The sequence below is a fragment of the Enterobacter cloacae complex sp. P15RS genome, assembly GCF_014895905.1.
Taxonomy (GTDB): Bacteria; Pseudomonadota; Gammaproteobacteria; order Enterobacterales; family Enterobacteriaceae; genus Enterobacter; species Enterobacter quasihormaechei.
Window position 1 is genome coordinate 1 of sequence record NZ_JADBQL010000033.1, and the last position, 21,284, is coordinate 21,284.

The window sequence follows — 21,284 nt, forward strand, 5'->3', positions numbered from 1 at the left end:
ATATAATATTACCAGAGATCCTTAGAGGGCCATGCAAGCATCCTAATAATAAAAGCACTGAATATTCTAAATATTTATTCATTCTTATTTAATAAGTATTTATTATTAAAGAAAGATTTGCTTCAACAAAATGAATTCTCGACTTTTATTAACCTGTAAAAATAATCCAACAAAAGAAACAATTAGGCCAAATCTTTTGCAACGTTTAATGATTTTCAAATCAAAGAATTCTAGCTCATTCAGTTGTTCCCGTTGTCAACCCCCCAGCAAAAACAGCCCAAATCTAGTAATAACTAAATACCACCATCATTCCTACTCCCCCGACTCCACTTCATCCTGCGCCGCCATCAAAACCAACTCTGACTTTGACACCAATAAATCTTTCGGCTTCCCACCTCTCAACCTGCGGTTTGCCGAACCAAACCAGATAGCCAGTCCCCACGGCGTTTTGCGTTCCTTAAACAGCGAGAGTATCAACCTCACAACCTTAAGAGGCCGCATTTTCTCATCCAGAACATAATCCGGATACAAATCCTCCCCGTAGACCTTCAGCGAGAATATCTTCCCGGCGGCTTTCCAGCCTTTCGGGCCAGCATCAGGATCGGCGGAACGAAAGCCCGCTTTTGCGGATAATTCAGACGCCGTCAGCCAATCCGAGTCAGCGAGTATTCTGGCTTTCAGCTCCTCTAGCTGCCGGTCATTGCGCTCCTGGAAGCTCATATGGTCGAGTGCGCCTCCCTGCGATTTTTTGAAGCCATACGGCACCACATGCCTGAACCGGTTTGCATCCAGATAATCGGCCCACCACTGCATCATCTCCCGACGTTCTTCGAGATGCTGCGCCTTGTGGATATACGCTGCACGAACGCGCTTGCGCTCCTGATGGCTCATTTGGCGCTCTACAGCGTCGCTTGACCACAGGCCCGACTCCACCAGCGCGCTACAGGCCATAGTGCGAAAACCGTGGCCACAGACATCTTTCTGGGTGTCGTAGCCCATCACCCGCAGCGCTTTGTTGATGGTGTTTTCACTCATCGGTTTGCGGTAATTGTGGTCACCAGGGAAAACCAGTTCAGTTCCCGGTCGGCAATGCTGCCGCACCTCGTGCAACAGTTCGATGGCCTGATGTGATAGAGGGACCAGGTGAGGAGAACGCATCTTCGCACCGCGCGCAGAGAACTTAACGCCGGGGATCGGCTCACGCTCAGCGGGGATGGTCCACATGGCGTTATGCAGGTCAATTTCATCCCAGCGGGCAAAGCGCAGTTCGCTGGAGCGAATAAACAGCAACAGCGCCAGCTTTACCGCCAGTTGAGTCAGCTTACGTCCTTTGAAATCGTCGACTCTTTCCAGGAAATCAGGGATAAGATTCAAATCCAGCGCTGGATGGTGACGTACTTTGGGCGTGGAGACCGCGCCAGTTAAATCTGATGCAGGGTTATGATCGATAATGCCGTTCTGGACGGCGTAACGCATCACGCAGGCGGTACGTTGCTGGAGACGAGAAGCGACATCCAGTTTGCCCGCTTTCTCCACCTCTTTGATGGGTACCAGCAGGTCTTTGACCTTCATTTTTGCAATGTCGCAGCTACCGTTCGTGGGAAAGACGTAAAGCTCGAAATAGCGCAACACCCGCTTCTTATGTTCTGCCGACCAGTTCACGTTGCTGGAGACCCATTCGCGCGCCACGGACTCGAACGTATAAAGGGGCTCTCCACCCCGCTTTTCCTCTCTGCGTTTTTCCGCCGGATTAATGCCTTCTAAAATAAGCCTTCTTATATCCGCTTGCTTCTCCCTTGCCAGTGCGAGAGAAATAAACGGATAAGGGCCTAATGCCATACGGTTCTCTTTGTTTCCAAAGCGAAATTTCAGATACCACAGCTTAGATCCGCTGGGGTTAACCTGAATGTAAAGACCGTGACAGTCAGAGAGCCTGTATGCCTTGCCAAGCGGCCTGGCATGCCGGATTGCGAGATCTGTAAGCGCCATTTGGGGGTCACTCCTCTATCGAACCGGGTTTGCCCCCTTTTTTGCCCCCAAATCACGTGGATGTCAATGGATGAAAAATGACCAACACGGAAAGGCCGCAAAATAAATATGGTTATTGGCGAAAAATAAATTATCTTTGAATTACAGACGGGTATGGCCGAATTTGGACGTAAATGGACACAAAAAAAGCTACCCTTAGGTAGCTAATTATTGCATCACTTGGTGCCGAAGGCCGGACTCGAACCGGCACGTATTTCTACGGTTGATTTTGAATCAACTGCGTCTACCGATTTCGCCACTTCGGCACTGAAGGGGATGCGGAAACGTTGTGGATTATACCTGTCGCGCGCCGCCATGCAAGCGACGACGCGCGAAACCCGCGCTAAGTGCCCAAAAAACCAGCGCCCTTTGTCACTCCAGCTCAGACACCGCCAGCCGAATCACCCCCGCCGCCTTCTGCTCCGGCAGCGCCAGCACCTTCGCCCACATCGCCTGCACCATATCGCAGGAGAGCTTTTCCTTGCCTTCCGCCTTCTCCGGCATCTGCAACAGCTGGATGTCCTCGCCGTACTTATCGGAAAGCGCCTTCATAATCGGTCGGACATCCTCGACAGCCGCCTCGCGTTCGGCCTGGGTCACGGTGTGGCGGTTTTTGCCGTAGGCCGCGCGCATCATGTCGGCATCGGCCTGCATGCGCCGGGTCATCAGGTCTTTATCCAGCATGCGCATCGGGTTGATGCCGCCCTTCACCATCGGGTAGAGGAAGCGGAAGCAGGCGTCGTCGCTCACCTTCTGGATGGCGGCGGTCTGCTCCATGTTGATGGTCATGTAGTTCACCACGTTGGCGTCCGGGGCGTTTTGCAGACGCGTCATCTGCAAATGCAGGATCTGCGGCTGGATGGTGTCGATAATGTGCTGCTCCGGCTCGCCGGCCTTTTGCAGGGCGGCCATCTGGTCGAGGATGCGCTGATGCAGCACAGGCTCCTGCTCCTTGATCACCTGCCAGGCGGGCATCGCGTTAAGGGCGGTATCAATTTGCGCTTCCGGAGCGCGCTGCCTGTCGAAGAAGACCCAGAACGCCACGGCGGCAGCCGCGACAATAACAATGACCGTACTGATCCACGTTTTTTTCATCTCGCATCCTTATCCTTGCGTTATGCCGGTTTACACCGGCACGCCGCTGTGGAAGCGAAACTCGTGGTCCGGTGTCGAGATAAGTGTGGCTTCAATTTCGCCAAAATGCTGTATGCGCGGTGAGATATCGTCGTCGCTTACCTGCCGGGCCAGCGTCAGGTAGTCCTGGTAGTGGCGCGCTTCTGAGCGCAGCAGCGAGAGATAGAACTTCTGCAAATCGTCGTCGAGGAACGGGGCCAGCGCGGCGAAGCGCTCGCAGGAGCGGGCTTCGATGTAGGCGCCGCAGATGAGCTTGTCGATCAGCGTCAGCGGTTCGTGAGTGCGCACTTCCTTCAGCATCCCTTTGGCGTAGCGGCTGGCGGTGATTTTGACGTACGGAATGTCTCGCGCCAGCATCGCCTCGCGCACCTGCCAGAAGTGGTGCAGCTCCTCTTTGATCAGCAGCACCATGCTGTCGATGAGCGCCTGGCCCCACGGGTCGTCGGTTTTGGGCATTACGCTTTTGCCAATCTGCTTATGCAGGGCGATGAAGTCCGGCTCCGGACCGTCGCGAAAGGTGAACTGTTCGTAGGGCTTGAGCCACTCGAGCAGCGCGTCGGCACCGCTTTCGTCGGCGACGTATTTACGCACCAGCAGCAGCGCGGTCTGGGCGGCCTTGAGCTCGCACACCATGTGGTCGGTGAGCAGCAGCGGCAGGTTCGCCGGGTCGCGGGCTTTATCAATCCATGCTTGCGGGGTCGGGCACTGGAGGAAGTTGAGTACGGGGGCGAGTATCTGCGGGTAATCCATGGTTCTGCCTTGAAAAAGCGGTGGCGCGCGCCACCGCCTGAATCACTTAGTGACGCACGCCGTCGTCGTCTTCGTCGACATAATCTTCGTCGTCGCCTTCTTCGCCGTCTTCACCGTTCGGATCTTCGAAGTAGGTTCCCCAGCCGTCGTATTCCACTTCAAACTTCTCGGCCAGGTTCATCAGTTGTTCGACCTGCGCGTCGATTAGCTCCGCCTTCAGCGCGCCTTCGCTCAGGATGTCGCAGCAGATGACGGTGTCGCCCTCTTCCACTTCCAGCTCTTCCGGCTCGGTCACTTCGTAACCCAGCTTGAAAGCTTCCACGGCCATTTTTTCCAGCGCTTCAAAGTCGTCCGCAGAGAAATGGTGTTCGATGGTGTACAGCGCGTCCGGATCGCTACCGTCTTCCAGCAGTTCTTCAATAATCAGACGCGTCTCTTCGCGTTGCTCTTCCAGTAATTCCGGGTTTGCCATGGCTCAATCCTCTTTAAAGTGCGGCAGATACTTCTATTTTCACACACGGACGGGTTTGCCTCCACCTTTGTTGGAAAGATTTGTGAAACGGGGTTGCAAATGAATAATTACACATATAAAGTGAATTTTAATTCAATAAGCGGCGTTCGCCATGCGAGGATAAAATGGCCGATTTGTACAAGAAACACTTTCTGAAATTGCTCGACTTTACCCCTGCACAGTTCACTTCTCTGCTGACCCTTGCCGCACAGCTCAAGGCCGATAAAAAAAAGGGCAAGGAAGTACAGAAGCTTACCGGTAAAAACATCGCGCTCATCTTCGAAAAAGACTCGACCCGTACACGATGCTCTTTCGAAGTTGCCGCATTTGACCAGGGCGCACGCGTCACTTATTTAGGGCCGAGCGGCAGCCAGATTGGGCATAAAGAGTCAATTAAGGACACAGCGCGGGTGCTCGGGCGGATGTACGACGGCATTCAGTATCGCGGTCACGGCCAGGACGTGGTCGAAACGCTGGCGCAGTATGCGGGCGTGCCGGTGTGGAACGGGCTGACCAACGAGTACCACCCGACGCAGCTGCTGGCGGACCTGCTGACCATGCAGGAGCACCTGCCGGGCAAGGCGTTTAACGAGATGACGCTGGTCTACGCGGGCGACGCGCGCAACAACATGGGCAACTCGATGCTGGAAGCGGCGGCGCTGACCGGGCTGGATCTGCGCCTGGTGGCCCCGAAAGCCTGCTGGCCGGAAGAGAGCCTGGTGGCGGAGTGCAGCGCGCTGGCGGAGAAGCACGGCGGCAAAATCACCCTGACGGAAGACGTGGCGGCGGGCGTGAAGGGCGCGGACTTTATCTATACCGACGTCTGGGTGTCGATGGGCGAAGCCAAAGAGAAGTGGGCGGAGCGGATTGCGCTGCTGCGGGGGTATCAGGTGAACGCGCAGATGATGGCGCTGACCGGCAATCCGGACGTGAAGTTCCTGCACTGTCTGCCAGCGTTCCATGACGACCAGACCACGCTCGGCAAGCAGATGGCGAAGGAGTTCGACCTGCACGGCGGGATGGAGGTGACGGACGAGGTGTTTGAGTCGGCGGCAAGCATCGTGTTCGACCAGGCGGAAAACCGGATGCATACGATTAAGGCGGTGATGGTGGCGACGCTTGGGGAGTGATCCCCTCTCCCACGTTATTGATTCGGTGCGATCTTCTTGCCGGGTGGCGCTGCGCTTACCCGGCCTACAAGTCCCGTAGGCCCGTGCAAGCGAAGCGCCGCCGGGCAAACCGGCTCCCCTTCATTGATTTTTCACCCCGAAAAAGGTACGTTTTCGCCTTCATTCCAGCGTGGACATGCCAGCATTATGCCGATTATTCAGTCTGTTGAACGTGCGTTGCAGATCCTCGACCTGTTCAACGAGCAGGCCACCGAGCTTAAGATCACCGACATCAGCAAACTGATGGGGCTGAGCAAGAGCACCCTCCACTCGCTGCTGAAAACCCTCCAGCTTCACGGCTATATCGATCAGAATCCGGAGAACGGCAAATATCGCCTCGGCATGAAGCTGGTCGAGCGCGGTCATTTTGTCGTGGGCTCCATCGATATCCGGCAAAAGGCGAAAGGCTGGCTGACGGAGCTGTCACAGCGGACCGGGCAGACCACCCATCTGGGGATCCTGGACGGGCATGAAGGGGTATATATCGAGAAGATTGAAGGCAAGCTGGCCGCCATCGCCTATTCGCGCATCGGCCGCCGCCTGCCGGTTCACGCCACCGCCATCGGCAAGGTGTTGATTGCCTGGCTGGGCGAGGCCGAGCTGAACGCCCTGCTGGAGGGCTATCAGTACACCACCTTTACTCCCGCGACCCTCGTCTCTCGTGAAGCCTTAATGGCCGCCCTGGCGCAGACCCGCGAGCAGGGCTATGCCCTGGACAGCGAAGAGAACGAGCAGGGCGTGCGCTGCGTGGCGGTGCCGGTGTGGAACCACGAATCCCGCGTGATTGCCGCCCTGAGCCTGTCGACGCTCACCTCCCGCGTGGACGACGCCGAGCTGGCCCGCTTCCTCGAGCAGCTTCAGCAGGCCGGGCTCGAGCTCTCACGCGCGCTGGGCTATACCGGCTCGTAGGTGAAATAGTCGAAGTCCGCGTGACAGCCGTCGCCGCTGATGTCCTCGCAGTGCAGCCCCACAAACGCGCCGGTAAAGAAGCCACGCCCGCCGATGTAATCGTCCGACAGCTTCCACGCCTCATACGTCACCGGCACGGCGTGCCACGTCTCGCCGTCAAACGAGTAGCTGTAGCGGTAGACCAGCGTATCCACGTCCACCCGCAGCCAGACGCTCTCGGCATGTTCCGGCACCGGAATGGGCTGCTCGTGCAGCGGCCACGACGGCACGTTGTGGTCGAGCTGGATCACCTTGATGGTCCTCCCCAGCCCCTCCTCGTAGTCCATAAAGCAGTAGCTCCAGTTTTTGCTGTTGTAGTAGCAGGTCAGCCCCGCGCTCTGCTGGAAGTGAACCGCCGAGAACTGCATCCGCGTCTCGGCCCGGAAGGTGAAGTGCTGCCAGCGGCGCGCCACGGTCGACTGGGTGAAAGTCGAGTTGAGCGAGTCGTTGCCGTAGAGCCGTAAGTAGCCCGGGCGCGCGGTGAGCGAGCCGAGGGTGTCGTCGAACGGAATGCGCAGGGTCTGCAATTCAGGGTCAAGCGTACTGCCGTCGAAATCATCACGCCAGTTACCCTGATCGGCTGCGGGCTGCTCCGCCACCTGCGGGCCGGGCACGGTCAGCTGCGCGTGTTTGCCGCCTTCCACGTACGGCCAGCCGTCGCGCCACGCAATGCGGGCGATGCCGGTCTCGCGCCCCAGCGGGCAGTAGCCGCGCCCGCCGGAGGCCAGCAGCGGCACGCCGGGCAGACGCAGCGGGCGGCTGGTGAGGTAGGCCATGTACCATTCTCCCGTATGGGTTTGCAGCAGCGAGCCGTGGCCGCTCTTTTGCAGCGGGTTCTCCGGCAGGTGCCAGCTGGTCATCATCGTTACGTCCGGATGCAGCTCGTACGGCCCGTCGATATTTTTGGAACGCAGTACCACGACCGCGTGCTCGTAGCTGGTGCCGCCTTCGGCAACCATCAGGTAGTACCAGCCCGCGTGGCGATAAAGATGTGCCCCTTCGGTGTAGCAGAGCGGCGTGCCGGTAAACAGGGTTTTGCGCTCGGGCGAGAGCGTTCCGGTCTGCGGATCAAACTCCTGCATCACAATGGTGTTGTGCGGGTTGCTGTGGTGACGCGGCCCCCACGGGCGGTAGAGGTAGTATTTACGCCCATCGTCGTCGTGGAACAGGGACGGATCGAACCCGCCGTTGCCCATTGGGATCGGCTCGCTCCACGGCCCCTCAATGGACGGCGCGGTGACGAGGAAGTTGCGGCCATTTTTCCACGGCGAGTCGACAATCTTCACGTCGGTATAGAGCAGCCAGAATTTGCCGTCGGCGTAGCTCAGGCACGGCGCCCAGATACCGCCGGAGTCCGGGTTGCCCTTCATGTCCAGCATCGACACGCGATCCAGCGGGGTGCTGACCAGCGACCAGTTTTTCAGGTCGCGGGAGTGGTAGATGCGCACGCCCGGGAACCACTCGAAGGTTGAGGTGGCGATGTAGTAGTCCTCGCCCTGACGGCACAGGGACGGGTCCGGGTTGAAGCCGGTCAGGATCGGGTTAGTAATTTCCATGTTGCCTCCGGTTAATGGGATGCGGCTGTCGCGGCGTCGGGTACGGCCTCGCCCTGCGCCGCGCGGTGTTTGATCAGCTGCTGGCTGATGGCCTCCACGCGGTCGTCGGTGAGCTTGTAGAACAACAGCATGAAGAACATGCCCGCGTAGAGCACCACCGGCACCACGCAGAACAGAATTTTGATGGTGGTGAGCACCTCAACCGGTTGCACGCTGCTGCTGGCGGAATAGTTCACCCAGGCCAGGATCCAGCCCACCACCGCCCCGCCAATCGCCAGGCCAATCTTCAGGCTGAACAGGTAGGTCGAGAACACCAGCCCGTCGAGGCGACGCCCGCTGCGGCTCTCCTCGTAATCCACCACGTCAGAGGCCATCAGCCACTGTAGCGGCGTGGTGGTGTTGAAGACGAACAGGAACAGGATGTTAAGGGCGAAAATCAGCGCGATGTGCTCGGCCGGGGTGAAGAAAATCAGCAGGCTGATGAGCGAGTAGGCGACGATGATCCACTTAAAAGCGGTGACGCGGTCGAATCGGCCCAGCAGGCGGGACGAGCAGAGCGAGCCGAACATGGTGGCGAGGCTGCCGTAGAGTAAAAACTGCGTCGCCATCTCCGGGTGATCCATCACGTATTTCACGAAGTAGAGCGTCGCCCCGCCGCGCACCACGTTAGAGCAGGTCGCCATCATCTTGAACGCGCACATGATGCGCCACTGGCCGTTGCCCAGCAGCAGCCTGAGATCTTTGGCCACCGACGAGCCCGGCTGCACCTCAAAGGTGTAGCGCTCTTTGGTGGTGAAGAAGCAGACGTAGAGCAGCACCACGCCGGTCAGCCCCAGCACGCACATGGCGCCGAAATACCCCACCTGCTCATCCCCCTTGCCGATGATGCTGACCAGCGGCAGCGCGATGCCGCTGATGGCGAGCGAGCCCGCCGCGGCGAGGAAGAAACGCCAGGACTGTAGGGCGTGGCGCTCTTTCGGGTCAGCGGTGATCACTCCCGGCATGGCGCAGTACGGGACGTTAACGAAGGTGTAAACCAGGGTCAGGAGGATGTAGGTCGCGCAGGCGTAGATGATTTTGCCCTGCGCGGAGAAGTCCGGCGTGTAGAAGGTCAGCATGCAGACGATGCCAAACGGGATGGCGCCCCACAGCAGGAACGGGCGGAACTGGCCGTGCCGCGTGCGGGTGCGGTCTACCAGCAGCCCCATCAGCGGGTCGGTCACGGCGTCGAGCACGCGGGAGACTAAAAACAGCGTCCCCATAATACCCGCCGACAGGCCAAACACGTCGGTGTAGAAATAGGCCAGCAGGAACATCGTGGCCTGCCAGACGAAGCCGCAGGCGGTGTCACCCAGCCCGTAGCCAATTTTGTCTTTCATGGTTAATTGCGTCATCAGAATTACACCCTTTGGTAGTGTGCTGAATTACAACATCGTGTTAATGGAGTGTAATGAGCTGTTCAATTAACCAGCAATGGTCATATCTTATTTCTGAATTACGTTATTTTGCTTTTGTGACGCCAACGATATATCTCAAGCCGTTGTTTTAAATAATCAATTACAGACACGAAAAAGCCGTCCGTGGATTATTTTCCGCAGACGGTTTTATCTCACAAAATAATTAAAGTCCGAGCGCTTTTTTACCGGCGTTAATTACCTCGATGATTTTATCGGTGTCATAAATACAGCCTTTCCAGGTGCCGCCGCTCACCGACTGCAATGCCGCCCACAGCCGTGTATCGTCCGGCAAAAAGTCGTGGGCGTGCAGGTCCGGGTGCGTCTGCCGCCCTGCCAGCTCGCGTGCGCCCTCCTCCGGCGTCAGCGGGTTGTCCGCCGTGCCGATAAAGTTCACGCTGCCTGTTAATGTCAGGCGGTCGACGGCAATCTCGATGATGTCGTTGTCGCGCAGCTTGCCAATCGGCCCGCCTGCCAGCGCTTCCGGCGACACATGACCGAAGCAGGCGCCCGTCGACACGCCCGAGAAGCGCGCATCGGTGATTAACGACACCGTTTTGCCCCACGAGATATGCTTCAGCGCGGAGGTGAGCTGGTAGGTCTCCTCCATGCCGGTGCCGGACGGCCCGCCGCCGATCACCACCATGATATCCCCCTGCGCAATCTCTTCCCGCTTGATGGCCTTGATCGCCTGCGCTTCCGAGACAAATACCCGCACCCGGCCGGTGTGGCGGTAAACGCCATCTTCCCCCACTACCGACGGGTCGATCGCCGTGGCCTTGATCACCGAACCTTCCGGCGCGATGTTGCCCGTCGGGAAGCAGACCGTCGAGGTCAGCCCTTTCGCTTTGGCTTTCTCCGGCGGCAGGATCACGTCATCCGGCTCCACGCCGTCCTGCTCGCGCAGGCACTGGCGGAAGCGTTTACGGCGCTCGGACGCCTGCCACCAGTCGAGGTTCTCGCCCACCGTCTGGCCGGTGACGGTCATGGCATCCAGGTGCAGCAGGCCAAGATCGCGCAGGTGGAGCATCACTTCCGGCACGCCGCCTGCGAGAAACGCCCGCACGGTCGGGTGGTAGTCCGGGCCGTTGGGCAGCACGCTCACCAGACGCGGTACCCTGCGGTTGACGCGCGTCCAGTGCTCTACGTCCGGGATCGTACAGCCCGCCGCGTGGGCGATGGCCGGGATGTGCAGCAGTAAGTTCGTGGAGCCGCCGAACGCCGCGTGGATCACCATGGCGTTTTCGATGGCTTTATCGGTGAGGATATCGCGCGTGGTGATGCCGCGGTTATCCAGCTCGCTCACCGCCCGCGCCGACTGGCGGGCGATCTCCAGCCACACCGCCTGCCCGGACGGCGCCAGCGCGGAGTGCGGCAGCGCCAGCCCCAGCGCCTCCGCCACCACCTGCGAGGTGCCCGCCGTGCCGAGGAACTGACACCCGCCGCCCGGCGACGCGCAGGCGCGACAGCCCAGCTCGGCGGCCTCCTGCAAGGAGAGCTCGTGGTTGGCAAAGCGCGCGCCGATGGTCTGCACCTTACCCGCATCTTCCCCCACGGTCGGCGGCAACGTCGCCCCGCCCGGCACCAGAATGGTCGGCAGGTCGTGCATCGAAGCCAGGGCGATCATGGTAGCGGGCAACCCTTTATCGCAGGTGGCTACGCCGATCACCGCCCGGCGCGTGGGCAGGGAGCGGATCAGACGACGAAACACGATCGCCGCGTCGTTGCGGTACGGCAGAGAGTCGAACATGCCGTGGGTGCCCTGCGAGCGCCCGTCGCACGGATCGCTGACGAAGGCCGCAAACGGGATCCCGCCGTTGCGGGTGATCTCCTTCGCCGCCGCCTGCATCTGCATGACGATCTCCCAGTGCCCGGTGTGGTAGCCCAGCGCAACCGGGCGCCCGTCCCCGGCGCGAATACCGCCCTGAGTACCGATAATCAGCACCTCTTTGCCGGTCAGCTTATTGGCGTCCCAGCCCATCCCGGCGTTCTGCGTCATGCCGAACAGGTTGCCGCTGGGGGATTCCATCAGCATCTGCGGGGTCAGCGGCAGCGCGCCCTGCGGCCCCGCTGCATGGGTAATCACCGCATAAAACGCATCGTCCTGTGGGGTGAAAATTTTTTCAATGGTCATCGTTATCGTCCGGCTCAGCAGAGCTTGAGCTGTTGTAACAGGGTTTTCAGCTGCGCCTTACGCGGCTCGTCCAGCGCTGACGCGGGCGGTAGCACGTGCGTGGAAATCGGGCGGCCGCAGAGCACAATCGCCTCTTTAATGACGTTCACGAACGGCGTATCCAGCTGATACATCTGCGGTATTTGCAGCAGGGTTTGATGATACTCAGCCGCTTTCGCCACGTCTTTATCCCGCCAGGCTTTCAGAAGATTCACCGACACCTGCGGGGCAAAGTTGCCGCTGGCCGAAATCGCCCCGTCGCCGCCGAGCAGCAGGGTATTAAACAGATGATCGTCGTAGCCGCACAGCACGGTGAAGTGCGGATGAGCGGCTTTAACGGTGAGGATCATGCTGCGCAGGTGGGCGACGGAGTCGATGGTGTCTTTAATGCCGATAATATTGCTGCGCGAGTCGGCCAGGGTTTTGACCAGCGCCGGAGTCAGATCCTGCCCGGTCAGCGCCGGGAAGTTATAGAGCATCACCGGCAGCGTGACGCTGTCCGCCACCTGCTCGAAGTAGCGGATCAGGTTAGCTTCCGATACCTTCCAGTAGTAGGGGTTGATCACCACGATGCCGTCCGCGCCCGCCTGCTGCGCGTGCTGGCTCAGTTCAATGGTTTCCCGGGCGTTGGTGCCGCCGGTTCCGATCAGGACCGGCACCCGGCGATCGACATGATCGATAGTAAAGCGGGCAATGGTTTTACGCTCTTCGGCGCCGAGCTGGGAGAACTCGCCGCCGCTGCCCAGGAAGAACAGGCCGTCAACGCCCGCAGCGATGAGGTCGTCGATCAGCGCGGCGGTGCCCTGCTCATCAAGCTGGCCGTCGGCGGTAAATATCGTGGAGACAGGGGGAATGATTCCCGTGAACAACGCGGACTGCGGCATGAGATCTCCTTGTTGAATCATTTTGTTCTACATTATAGAACAGCGTTCATTAATTTAACGATCATACTATGACGCAGGAAAAGGAGAGGTAAATGGGAGATAAGGAGGGAGTGTGGGAAGTTTAAGCTGGATCACATATTGCCCGCTCGCCCCTCACCCGGCCCTCTCCCCAAAGGGGCGAGGGTTAGGGTGAGGGGTAAAGAATTACTTCACCAGCATTTTAACAACCACTTTTCTGACCTTAGCAGGCTCCCCCACCGCGCACAGCGGCTTATGCACTTCGCCCGGGTAAAACACCACGAAATCCCCTTCGCTCAGCACCACGGTTTTCTCCTGCTCGCCTTCCGGCAGGAACGCGATGTCTTTGTCCGCCAGCCAGTCGGTGTCCGGCGTACCGTGCGGCAGGGTGCTGAACGTCATCCCTTCCTGACCTTTCAGCACAATCTGGATATCCAGATAGCGCGCGTGGTACTCGGCGCGGCGCTCGGCGAAAGGCTGGGTCATGTCTTCTGACACCAGATAAAACAGGCGGTCGCCGTTGATGTCGTGCTTGCCGGTCCGCGTCGCGTCGGTAACGTGCGCCTTAACGTGCTCAATGGCCTGGCGCAGTTCTTCTGGTAGCCAGGACTGGAGATGATGAATGTTGCCCACGATCATGGTATCGCCCTCAAATTAAAACACCGTTTCATTTCCATCTTTTATACGAAAATTGTTCTCTCCCCGCCACCCCTTTTTAGGCAACTTTTGCGCAAGCGCATGTTTATCGGGAAATGTGTTAATTTGCTGTTAATTGCAGTCAGGCATTTATGCAGTGGTTATGCATAACCTCACCCGGCTCGCGCCACTGAATCAATATAACCAATTGAAATTACAGCCTAAATCACAAAACCTGCGGCCACGTCACACTTTACCACTCTGGTTATTTCCTTTATAACGCCATAATTATTTATTGATTTTTCTTAAGTCAAAAATAGTTAATTGCATTAATTGCATAGCCATTCTCACCTTGATATTTTATCGTTTAAAATCAATAATATAACTAAATATGTCCAAATATGTAATTCTACAAAATAATAACAACATCAAATAATGCCACCCGTTTCCGCTTAGCTATTCATCCTCCAGTAATAACAATTTAATCATTATCTGATGCGAATCATGCAAATGAAAACAAACGCCTTAATATCGTTTTTCGCGTGAGCAATGTCACAATAACCGTTATTTAAGCGCCTACTATGAATCACGAAATCAATTGAGCTTAGCCGCCATGTAATTAAACACCTCACATGGCGCATGCCCTTTTTATTCTGAAAAACAGTTAAAGGAATAATTATGGAAAAGCATTACGTCGGTTCTGAAATTGGTCAATTGCGTAGCGTTATGCTGCACCGCCCTAATTTAAGCCTGAAGCGGTTAACCCCCTCAAACTGTCAGGAGCTGTTATTTGATGATGTACTGTCGGTTGAACGGGCGGGTGAAGAGCATGACATCTTCGCAAACACGCTGCGCGAGCAGGGTGTGGAAGTCCTGCTGTTGACCGACCTGCTCACGCAAACGCTTGATATTGCAGAAGCGAAGGCCTGGCTTCTTGAAACGCAAATTTCCGACTATCGCCTCGGGCCAACCTTTGCCGGCGACGTGCGCGGCTGGCTGGCGGATATGCCGCACCGCGAACTGGCGCGGCGATTAAGCGGGGGATTAACCTACGGCGAAATTCCGGCAGCCATTAAAAATATGGTGGTGGATACCCACACGGCGAATGATTTTATTATGAAGCCGCTGCCGAACCACTTATTTACCCGCGATACCTCCTGCTGGATTTATAACGGCGTGTCCATTAACCCGATGGCGAAACCCGCCCGCCAGCGTGAAACCAATAATCTGCGCGCGATATATCGCTGGCACCCGGCATTTGCCGACGGCGATTTTATTAAGTATTTCGGCGACGAGAATATTAATTATGACCACGCCACCTTAGAAGGCGGAGACGTACTGGTGATTGGCCGCGGGGCGGTATTGATCGGCATGTCCGAGCGCACGACGCCGCAGGGCGTGGAGTTCCTCGCCAACAGCCTGTTTAAACACCGTCAGGCCGAACGCGTGATTGCCGTTGAGCTGCCAAAACACCGCTCCTGCATGCACCTCGATACGGTGATGACCCACATCGACGTGGACACCTTCTCCGTCTATCCGGAAGTGGTGCGCAAAGACGCCCAGTGCTGGACGCTCACCCCGGACGGACGCGGCGGCCTGCTGCGCACGCAGGAAACCGACCTGCTGCACGCCATTGAGAAAGCCCTCGGCATTAACCAGGTCCGCCTGATCACCACCGGCGGCGACGCCTTTGAAGCCGAACGCGAGCAGTGGAACGACGCCAACAACGTTCTGACCATCCGCCCGGGCGTGGTGATCGGCTACGAGCGTAACGTCTGGACCAACGAGAAGTACGACAAAGCGGGCATCACCGTGCTGCCGATCACCGGCGACGAGCTGGGACGCGGTCGCGGCGGCGCGCGCTGCATGAGCTGCCCACTGGAACGCGACGGAATTTAAGGAGCCATCATGGAACGAAAACCCACTCTGGTTGTGGCCCTGGGCGGCAACGCGCTGCTCAAGCGCGGCGAGCCGCTGGAAGCGGATATTCAGCGTCAGAACATCGAGCAGGCCGCCCGCACCATCGCCGGATTAACAGAACAGTGGCGCGTGGTGCTGGTGCACGGCAACGGGCCGCAGGTCGGGCTGCTGGCATTGCAGAACAGCGCCTACGACAAAGTGACGCCCTACCCGCTGGACGTTCTCGGCGCGGAAAGCCAGGGGATGATCGGCTACATGCTCCAGCAGGCGCTGAAAAACAATCTGCCGCAGCGTGAGGTGAGCGTCCTGCTCACCCAGGTGGAGGTGGACGCCGCCGACCCGGCCTTCAGCAACCCGACCAAATACATCGGCCCGGTGTACAGCGAAGCGCAGGCGAAAGCGCTGGCCGCAGAAAAAGGCTGGACGTTCAGGGCCGACGGCGCCTATTTCCGCCGCGTGGTGCCCTCTCCACAGCCGAAGCGCATCGTCGAGAGCGACGCCATTACGGCGCTGATCCAGCGTGACCACCTGGTGATCTGCAACGGCGGCGGAGGCGTGCCGGTAGTGGAAAACGCCAACGGCTATCGCGGCGTTGAGGCGGTGATCGACAAAGACCTCTCCGCCGCCCTGCTGGCGCGCCAGATCGAGGCCGATGCCCTGCTGATCCTCACCGATGCCGACGCGGTGTACCTCGACTGGGGCAAGCCGACCCAGCGCCCGCTGGCGCAGGTGACGCCGGAACTGCTTAAAGACATGACGTTCGACGCCGGATCGATGGGGCCGAAGGTCGCCGCCTGCCGCGAATTTGTTGAGGCCTGCGGCGGGATTGCCGGGATCGGCGCGCTGGCCGACGGCGCGGAGATCCTGGCGGGCGAGAAAGGCACGCTGATTCGTAACTGAGCACTCATTTAAAAAGGATTTACCCATGACCATCAACCTGAAAAACCGCAACTTTCTTAAACTGCTGGACTACACCCCGGCGGAAATTCAGTACCTGATCGACCTCGCCATCGAGCTGAAGGCGGCCAAAAAAGCCGGGCGCGAAAAGCAGACGCTGGTCGGAAAAAACATCGCCCTGATCTTTGAAAAAACCTCCACCCGCACCCGCTGCGCCTTCGAAGTGGGCGCGTTTGACCAGGGCGCGCAGGTCACCTACCTCGGCCCAAGCGGGTCGCAGATCGGTCACAAAGAGTCGATGAAAGACACCGCCCGCGTGCTGGGCCGCATGTATGACGGCATCGAGTACCGCGGCTACGGCCAGGCCATCGTCGAGGAGCTGGGCGAGTACGCGGGCGTGCCGGTGTGGAACGGCCTGACGGACGAGTTCCACCCAACGCAAATCCTCGCAGATCTGATGACCATGCTGGAGCACTCCCCGGGTAAAACCCTGCCGGAGCTGAGCTTTGCCTACCTGGGCGACGCGCGGAACAACATGGGCAACTCCCTGATGGTCGGCGCGGCCAAGATGGGGATGGATATCCGTCTTGTGGCGCCCAAATCCTTCTGGCCGGAGATGGGCCTGGTTGAGCAGTGCCGCGCCATCGCCAAAGAGACGGGCGCGCGCATCACCCTCACCGACGACGTGGAAGAAGGCGTGCACGGCACCGATTTCCTCTACACCGACGTGTGGGTCTCCATGGGCGAACCGAAGGAGGCGTGGGCCGAGCGCGTCAGCCTGATGAAGCCGTATCAAATCAACGCGGACGTCATGAAGGCCACCGGCAACCCGAACGTCAAGTTCATGCACTGCCTACCCGCGTTCCACAACGAGCACACCAAAGTGGGCCGCGAAATCGAGGTGGCGTACGGCCTGAAGGGGCTGGAAGTGACGGAAGAGGTCTTTGAATCACCGAACTCCATCGTCTTTGACGAAGCAGAGAACCGCATGCACACCATTAAAGCGGTCATGGTGGCAACACTCGGCGACTAATCACCGCCCGGCGCGCCGCGGGGTGCGCCGGGTTTCAGGAGAACATCATGGGCAAGTTCAAGTTTCCCTCCGCTTACACCATTCTCTTTTTTCTGATTGCCGTGGTTGCCGTGCTGACGTGGATTGTTCCGGCCGGGCAGTACCACATGGCGATGAACGAGGCGCTCGGCAAAGAGGTGCCGGTTGCCGGCACCTATGCGCACGTGGCATCGCACCCGCAGGGACTGGTGTCGGTGCTGATGGCCCCGATAGCCGGGCTGTACGATCCGGAATCCGGCCAGGCCGGGGCGATCGACGTCGCGCTGTTTATTCTGATCATCGGGGGATTTCTCGGGATCGTCACCAAAACCGGAGCGATTGACGCCGGGATCGAGCGCGTCACCACTAAGCTGCGCGGGCGCGAAGAGTGGATGATCCCGATCCTGATGGCGCTGTTTGCCGCAGGCGGCACCATTTACGGCATGGCCGAAGAGTCGCTGCCCTTCTATACCTTACTGGTGCCGGTGATGCTGGCGGCGCGGTTCGATCCGGTGGTTGCGGCTTCTACCGTGCTGCTCGGCGCGGGGATCGGCACGCTCGGCTCCACCATTAACCCGTTCGCGACGGTGATCGCCGCCAACGCCGCCGGGATCCCGTTCACCAACGGGATCATGCTGCGCATCGCGCTGCTGGTCATCGGCTGGATCATCTGCGTGGCGTGGGTGATGCGTTATGCCCGCAAGGTGCGCAAAGATCCGTCGCTGTCGATCGTGGCGGATAAACAGGAAGAAAACCGCGCCCACTTCCTCGGCAACAAGGGCGAGCAGTCGCTGGAATTTACCCCGGTGCGCAAACTCATCCTGGCGATCTTCGCCCTCGCCTTCGCGGTGATGATCTACGGCGTGGCGGTGCGGGGCTGGTGGATGGCGGAGATCTCGGCGGTGTTCCTCGCCAGCGCCATCATCGTTGGGCTTATCGCCCGCATGAGCGAAGAGGAGCTGACCTCAACCTTTATCAACGGTGCGCGAGATTTGCTGGGCGTCGCGCTGATTATCGGCATCGCGCGCGGTATCGTAGTGATCATGGATAAGGGCATGATTACCCACACCATTTTGCACAGCGCCGAGGGGATGGTTACCGGATTATCGACGGTGGCGTTCATTAACGTGATGTACTGGCTGGAGGTGGTGCTGTCGTTTCTTGTGCCTTCTTCGTCCGGCCTGGCCGTTCTGACGATGCCGATCATGGCGCCCCTTGCCGATTTCGCTAACGTCAACCGCGACCTGGTGGTTACGGCTTACCAGTCGGCGTCCGGCCTCGTTAACCTTGTCACCCCCACCTCTGCCGTCGTGATGGGCGGGCTGGCTATCGCCCGCGTGCCCTACGTGCGCTATCTGAAATGGGTCGCGCCGCTGCTGGGGATTTTGACGGTGGTGATTATGGTGGCGTTAAGCCTGGGCGCGTTGTTGTGATTTGCCGGATGGCGCTGCGCTCATCCGGCCTACGGATCGGTGCGGTGCCACCGGTTATTTCGGGAACTGATATGGGAACTATGATGGATTACGAAGAGTACTCTCCCAAAGAGCAACTACAGCTAACGGTCTGCCAGCGTCTGATCGCGGAAAAGAGCTATCTCTCTCAGGAAGAGATCCGCCGCGACTTGCAGGAGCGGGGTTTTGAGACCATCAGCCAGTCCACCGTTTCACGTCTGCTCAAGCTGCTCGGCGTCATAAAAATTCGCAATGCCAAAGGGCTAAAGATTTATTCGCTGAATCCCCAGCTGCGCCCTGCCCCCGACGCCGCGCGCACCGTCTCCGAAATGGTGGTCAGCGTGGAGCACAATAGCGAATTTATCCTTATTCATACCGTCGCCGGATATGGCCGCGCGGTGGCGCGTATTCTGGATTATCACCAGTTACCGGAAATTTTAGGCGTGGTAGCCGGAAGCAGTATCGTCTGGGTCGCGCCCCGGGTGGTGAAGCGTACCGCGCTGGTGCATAAGCAAATTAATTATTTACTCAGAATGCATTAATACTCATAAAGAACCGTTTGCATTGAGTAAAGCGTGCATTAAATCGCTTGATCCCAAAAACGAGCTGCGTATAATGCCCGACAATTTGCCGGGAGGAAGCATGGTCAAGCGTGTACGACATAACGTCTTACCGCGTCTGAAATCAGACGCTGGCCTGCCGTTTTTCTTCCCGTTGCTAAACCTATTCCCAGAGCCCCTCATTTGAGGGGCTTTTTTTTGCCCGGCGTCAGGAGATAAACATGAATCCGCTTTATCAAAAACACATCATTTCCATAAACGACCTCAGCCGCGAAGAGCTGGAACTGGTTCTGGAAACCGCGGCAAAACTGAAGGCCAATCCGCAGCCAGAGCTGCTGAAGCACAAGGTGATCGCGAGCTGTTTCTTTGAAGCGTCGACGCGTACCCGCCTCTCCTTTGAAACCTCCATGCACCGCCTGGGCGCGAGCGTGGTGGGCTTCTCGGACAGCAGCAACACGTCACTGGGCAAAAAAGGCGAAACCCTGGCGGATACCATTTCAGTGATCAGTACCTACGTGGACGCGATTGTGATGCGCCACCCGCAGGAGGGTGCGGCGCGCCTGGCAACCGAATTTTCCGGCGGCATTCCGGTGCTGAACGCCGGTGACGGCGCCAACCAGCATCCGACGCAGACCCTGCTGGACCTATTCACCATTCAGGAGACGCAGGGCACGCTTGAGAACCTGAACATCGCCATGGTCGGCGACCTGAAGTACGGTCGCACCGTCCACTCCCTGACCCAGGCGCTGGCGAAATTTAGCGGCAACCGCTTCTTCTTCATCGCCCCGGACGCGCTGGCGATGCCGCAGTACATCCTCGACATGCTGGACGAAAAAGGCATTGCGTGGAGCCTGCACGCCAGCATCGAAGAGGTGGTGGGCAACGTGGATATTCTCTATATGACCCGCGTGCAGAAAGAGCGTCTGGATCCGTCCGAATACGCCAACGTGAAGGCGCAGTTCGTGCTGCGCGCCAGCGACCTCGACGGCGCGCGCGACAACATGAAGGTGCTGCACCCGCTGCCGCGCATCGATGAGATTGCCACCGACGTGGATAAAACGCCGCACGCCTGGTACTTCCAGCAGGCCGGGAACGGCATCTTCGCTCGCCAGGCGTTACTGGCACTGGTTCTGAATCGCGAATTAGCTCTGTAAGGGGAGACGACCATGACACACGATAACAAACTCCAGGTTGAAGCCATCAAGCGTGGCACCGTGATTGACCACATCCCTGCGCAGGTGGGCTTTAAGCTGCTGACGCTGTTCAAACTGACCGAAACCGACCAGCGCATCACCATCGGCCTGAACCTGCCGTCCGGCGAAATGGGCCGTAAAGATCTGATCAAGATCGAAAACACCTTCCTGACCGACGAACAGGTCAACCAGCTGTCGCTGTATGCGCCGGACGCCACGGTTAACCGCATCGACGATTACGACGTGGTGGGCAAATCCCGCCCGAGCCTGCCGGAGCGTATCGAAAGCGTGCTGGTCTGCCCGAACAGCAACTGCATCAGCCACGCCGAGCCGGTCTCCTCCAGCTTTGCAGTGAAAAAGCGCGCCAATGACATCGCGCTCAAATGCAAATACTGCGAAAAAGAGTTTTCCCATTATGTGGTGCTGGCCAACTAATTGAGGTTGGTAATGAAATCCCGGCTGTTATAATGGCCGGGAACATTCTTAACGCTGTAATTCTGGAGAAAAAATGAGCAAAGTACTCGCGACGGAAAATGCACCAGCGGCTATCGGCCCATACGTTCAGGGCGTTGATCTGGGCAGCATGATCATCACCTCTGGCCAGATCCCGGTAAACCCGAAAACCGGTGAAGTGCCGGCCGACGTGGCGGCGCAGGCGCGTCAGTCGCTGGAAAACGTGCAGGCTATCGTTGAATCTGCGGGCCTGAAAGTGGGCGATATCGTCAAAACGACGGTGTTCGTGAAAGATCTGAACGACTTCGCCACCGTTAACGCCACGTACGAAGCGTTCTTCACCGAGCACAACGCCACCTTCCCGGCGCGCTCCTGCGTGGAAGTAGCGCGTCTGCCAAAAGACGTGAAAATTGAAATTGAAGCGATCGCCGTACGTCGCTAATTTATTTCAATAAATAAAAGGCAGCGCTCGCTGCCTTTATTATTGCGACCATTTTT

Annotated in this window: 21 protein-coding genes, 1 tRNA gene and 1 pseudogene; 12 read left to right on the forward strand and 11 right to left on the reverse strand. The window is 58.3% G+C overall.

All coding sequences use genetic code 11. The annotated features are described in order from the left end of the window. Positions 1 to 312: 312 nt before the first annotated feature. The 5 genes from IM267_RS18475 to rraB form a co-directional block, all read right to left on the reverse strand. On the reverse strand, positions 313 to 1,989 hold the full coding sequence (locus IM267_RS18475) for an integrase arm-type DNA-binding domain-containing protein (protein WP_193034015.1): 1,677 nt from the start codon (positions 1,987 to 1,989) through the stop codon (positions 313 to 315). A 220-nt stretch (positions 1,990 to 2,209) separates the two neighbouring features. Continuing rightward, positions 2,210 to 2,294: transfer RNA gene (locus IM267_RS18480), tRNA-Leu, on the reverse strand. 106 nt (positions 2,295 to 2,400) lie between these two features. Continuing rightward, positions 2,401 to 3,123, reverse strand: coding sequence for a topoisomerase II (locus tag IM267_RS18485; protein ID WP_193034016.1), 723 nt, complete (start codon positions 3,121 to 3,123; stop codon positions 2,401 to 2,403). Positions 3,124 to 3,153: 30 nt separating this feature from the next. Further along, complete coding sequence (gene miaE, locus IM267_RS18490; RefSeq protein ID WP_193034017.1) at positions 3,154 to 3,912, reverse strand: tRNA isopentenyl-2-thiomethyl-A-37 hydroxylase MiaE; 759 nt, start codon at positions 3,910 to 3,912, stop codon at positions 3,154 to 3,156. 46 nt (positions 3,913 to 3,958) lie between these two features. Then, positions 3,959 to 4,384: a ribonuclease E inhibitor RraB gene (gene rraB, locus IM267_RS18495; protein ID WP_017694625.1), complete on the reverse strand. Its 426-nt coding sequence runs from the start codon at positions 4,382 to 4,384 to the stop codon at positions 3,959 to 3,961. 99 nt (positions 4,385 to 4,483) lie between these two features. Here rraB and IM267_RS21365 point away from each other — a divergent pair, with 99 nt between their 5' ends. The 3 genes from IM267_RS21365 (at position 4,484) to xynR (ending at position 6,501) form a co-directional block, all read left to right on the forward strand. Beyond that, positions 4,484 to 4,579 (forward strand): hypothetical protein, encoded by a 96-nt coding sequence (locus tag IM267_RS21365; protein WP_226848185.1) that lies wholly within the window; start codon positions 4,484 to 4,486, stop codon positions 4,577 to 4,579. Beyond that, a complete protein-coding gene (gene argF, locus IM267_RS18500; RefSeq protein WP_193034018.1) occupies positions 4,549 to 5,553 on the forward strand; it encodes an ornithine carbamoyltransferase in 1,005 nt (334 codons plus the stop codon). The genes IM267_RS21365 and argF (IM267_RS18500) overlap by 31 nt, the downstream gene beginning before the upstream one ends. A 186-nt stretch (positions 5,554 to 5,739) precedes the next feature. Continuing rightward, on the forward strand, positions 5,740 to 6,501 hold the full coding sequence (gene xynR / locus IM267_RS18505) for a DNA-binding transcriptional repressor XynR (protein ID WP_193034019.1): 762 nt from the start codon (positions 5,740 to 5,742) through the stop codon (positions 6,499 to 6,501). On the opposite strand, the gene IM267_RS18510 is transcribed toward xynR, so the two are convergent. The 5 genes from IM267_RS18510 to IM267_RS18530 form a co-directional block, all read right to left on the reverse strand. After that, positions 6,486 to 8,096 (reverse strand): glycoside hydrolase family 43 protein, encoded by a 1,611-nt coding sequence (locus IM267_RS18510; protein WP_193034020.1) that lies wholly within the window; start codon positions 8,094 to 8,096, stop codon positions 6,486 to 6,488. The two genes, xynR and IM267_RS18510, sit on opposite strands and share 16 nt — an antisense overlap. Positions 8,097 to 8,107: 11 nt before the next feature. Continuing rightward, complete coding sequence (locus IM267_RS18515; protein ID WP_193034021.1) at positions 8,108 to 9,490, reverse strand: MFS transporter; 1,383 nt, start codon at positions 9,488 to 9,490, stop codon at positions 8,108 to 8,110. A gap of 226 nt (positions 9,491 to 9,716) precedes the next feature. Further along, the gene (yagF, locus tag IM267_RS18520; RefSeq protein ID WP_193034022.1) at positions 9,717 to 11,684 is read right to left on the reverse strand and encodes a xylonate dehydratase YagF; all 1,968 of its coding nucleotides are present in this window, start codon (positions 11,682 to 11,684) and stop codon (positions 9,717 to 9,719) included. Positions 11,685 to 11,698: 14 nt separating this feature from the next. Then, a complete protein-coding gene (yagE, locus tag IM267_RS18525) occupies positions 11,699 to 12,607 on the reverse strand; it encodes a 2-keto-3-deoxygluconate aldolase (protein WP_193034023.1) in 909 nt (302 codons plus the stop codon). A 204-nt stretch (positions 12,608 to 12,811) separates the two neighbouring features. Further along, positions 12,812 to 13,264: a YhcH/YjgK/YiaL family protein gene (locus IM267_RS18530; protein ID WP_193034024.1), complete on the reverse strand. Its 453-nt coding sequence runs from the start codon at positions 13,262 to 13,264 to the stop codon at positions 12,812 to 12,814. A 675-nt stretch (positions 13,265 to 13,939) separates the two neighbouring features. Here IM267_RS18530 and arcA point away from each other — a divergent pair. The 5 genes from arcA (at position 13,940) to IM267_RS18555 (ending at position 19,122) form a co-directional block, all read left to right on the forward strand. Beyond that, the gene (gene arcA, locus IM267_RS18535) at positions 13,940 to 15,160 is read left to right on the forward strand and encodes an arginine deiminase (protein WP_193034025.1); all 1,221 of its coding nucleotides are present in this window, start codon (positions 13,940 to 13,942) and stop codon (positions 15,158 to 15,160) included. 9 nt (positions 15,161 to 15,169) lie between these two features. Next, positions 15,170 to 16,081 carry a carbamate kinase gene (locus IM267_RS18540; RefSeq protein ID WP_107534551.1) on the forward strand — a complete coding sequence of 304 codons (912 nt, stop codon included), beginning with the start codon at positions 15,170 to 15,172 and terminating at the stop codon, positions 16,079 to 16,081. Positions 16,082 to 16,106: 25 nt separating this feature from the next. After that, positions 16,107 to 17,111, forward strand: coding sequence for an ornithine carbamoyltransferase (gene argF, locus IM267_RS18545; RefSeq protein WP_193034026.1), 1,005 nt, complete (start codon positions 16,107 to 16,109; stop codon positions 17,109 to 17,111). A 47-nt stretch (positions 17,112 to 17,158) separates the two neighbouring features. Continuing rightward, a complete protein-coding gene (locus tag IM267_RS18550; protein WP_112792382.1) occupies positions 17,159 to 18,562 on the forward strand; it encodes a YfcC family protein in 1,404 nt (467 codons plus the stop codon). 80 nt (positions 18,563 to 18,642) lie between these two features. Next, complete coding sequence (locus IM267_RS18555) at positions 18,643 to 19,122, forward strand: arginine repressor (RefSeq protein WP_028015317.1); 480 nt, start codon at positions 18,643 to 18,645, stop codon at positions 19,120 to 19,122. Positions 19,123 to 19,125: 3 nt separating this feature from the next. On the opposite strand, the pseudogene IM267_RS18560 reads toward IM267_RS18555, so the two are convergent. Further along, positions 19,126 to 19,243: pseudogene (locus IM267_RS18560) on the reverse strand (hypothetical protein). On the opposite strand from IM267_RS18560, the gene IM267_RS18565 reads away from it, so the two are divergent. The 4 genes from IM267_RS18565 to ridA all read left to right on the forward strand — a co-directional run bounded on the left by IM267_RS18565 (position 19,223) and on the right by ridA (position 21,228). Next, entirely contained in the window at positions 19,223 to 19,327 is a 105-nt protein-coding gene (locus tag IM267_RS18565) for a pyrBI operon leader peptide (protein ID WP_022646880.1), read from the forward strand. The pseudogene IM267_RS18560 and the gene IM267_RS18565 sit on opposite strands and share 21 nt — an antisense overlap. A 34-nt stretch (positions 19,328 to 19,361) precedes the next feature. Next, a complete protein-coding gene (pyrB, locus tag IM267_RS18570; protein WP_063867237.1) occupies positions 19,362 to 20,294 on the forward strand; it encodes an aspartate carbamoyltransferase in 933 nt (310 codons plus the stop codon). Positions 20,295 to 20,306: 12 nt separating this feature from the next. Then, the gene (pyrI, locus tag IM267_RS18575) at positions 20,307 to 20,768 is read left to right on the forward strand and encodes an aspartate carbamoyltransferase regulatory subunit (protein ID WP_010427352.1); all 462 of its coding nucleotides are present in this window, start codon (positions 20,307 to 20,309) and stop codon (positions 20,766 to 20,768) included. A gap of 73 nt (positions 20,769 to 20,841) precedes the next feature. Further along, complete coding sequence (gene ridA / locus IM267_RS18580; RefSeq protein WP_003863373.1) at positions 20,842 to 21,228, forward strand: 2-iminobutanoate/2-iminopropanoate deaminase; 387 nt, start codon at positions 20,842 to 20,844, stop codon at positions 21,226 to 21,228. The last annotated feature ends 56 nt before the right edge of the window (positions 21,229 to 21,284 follow it).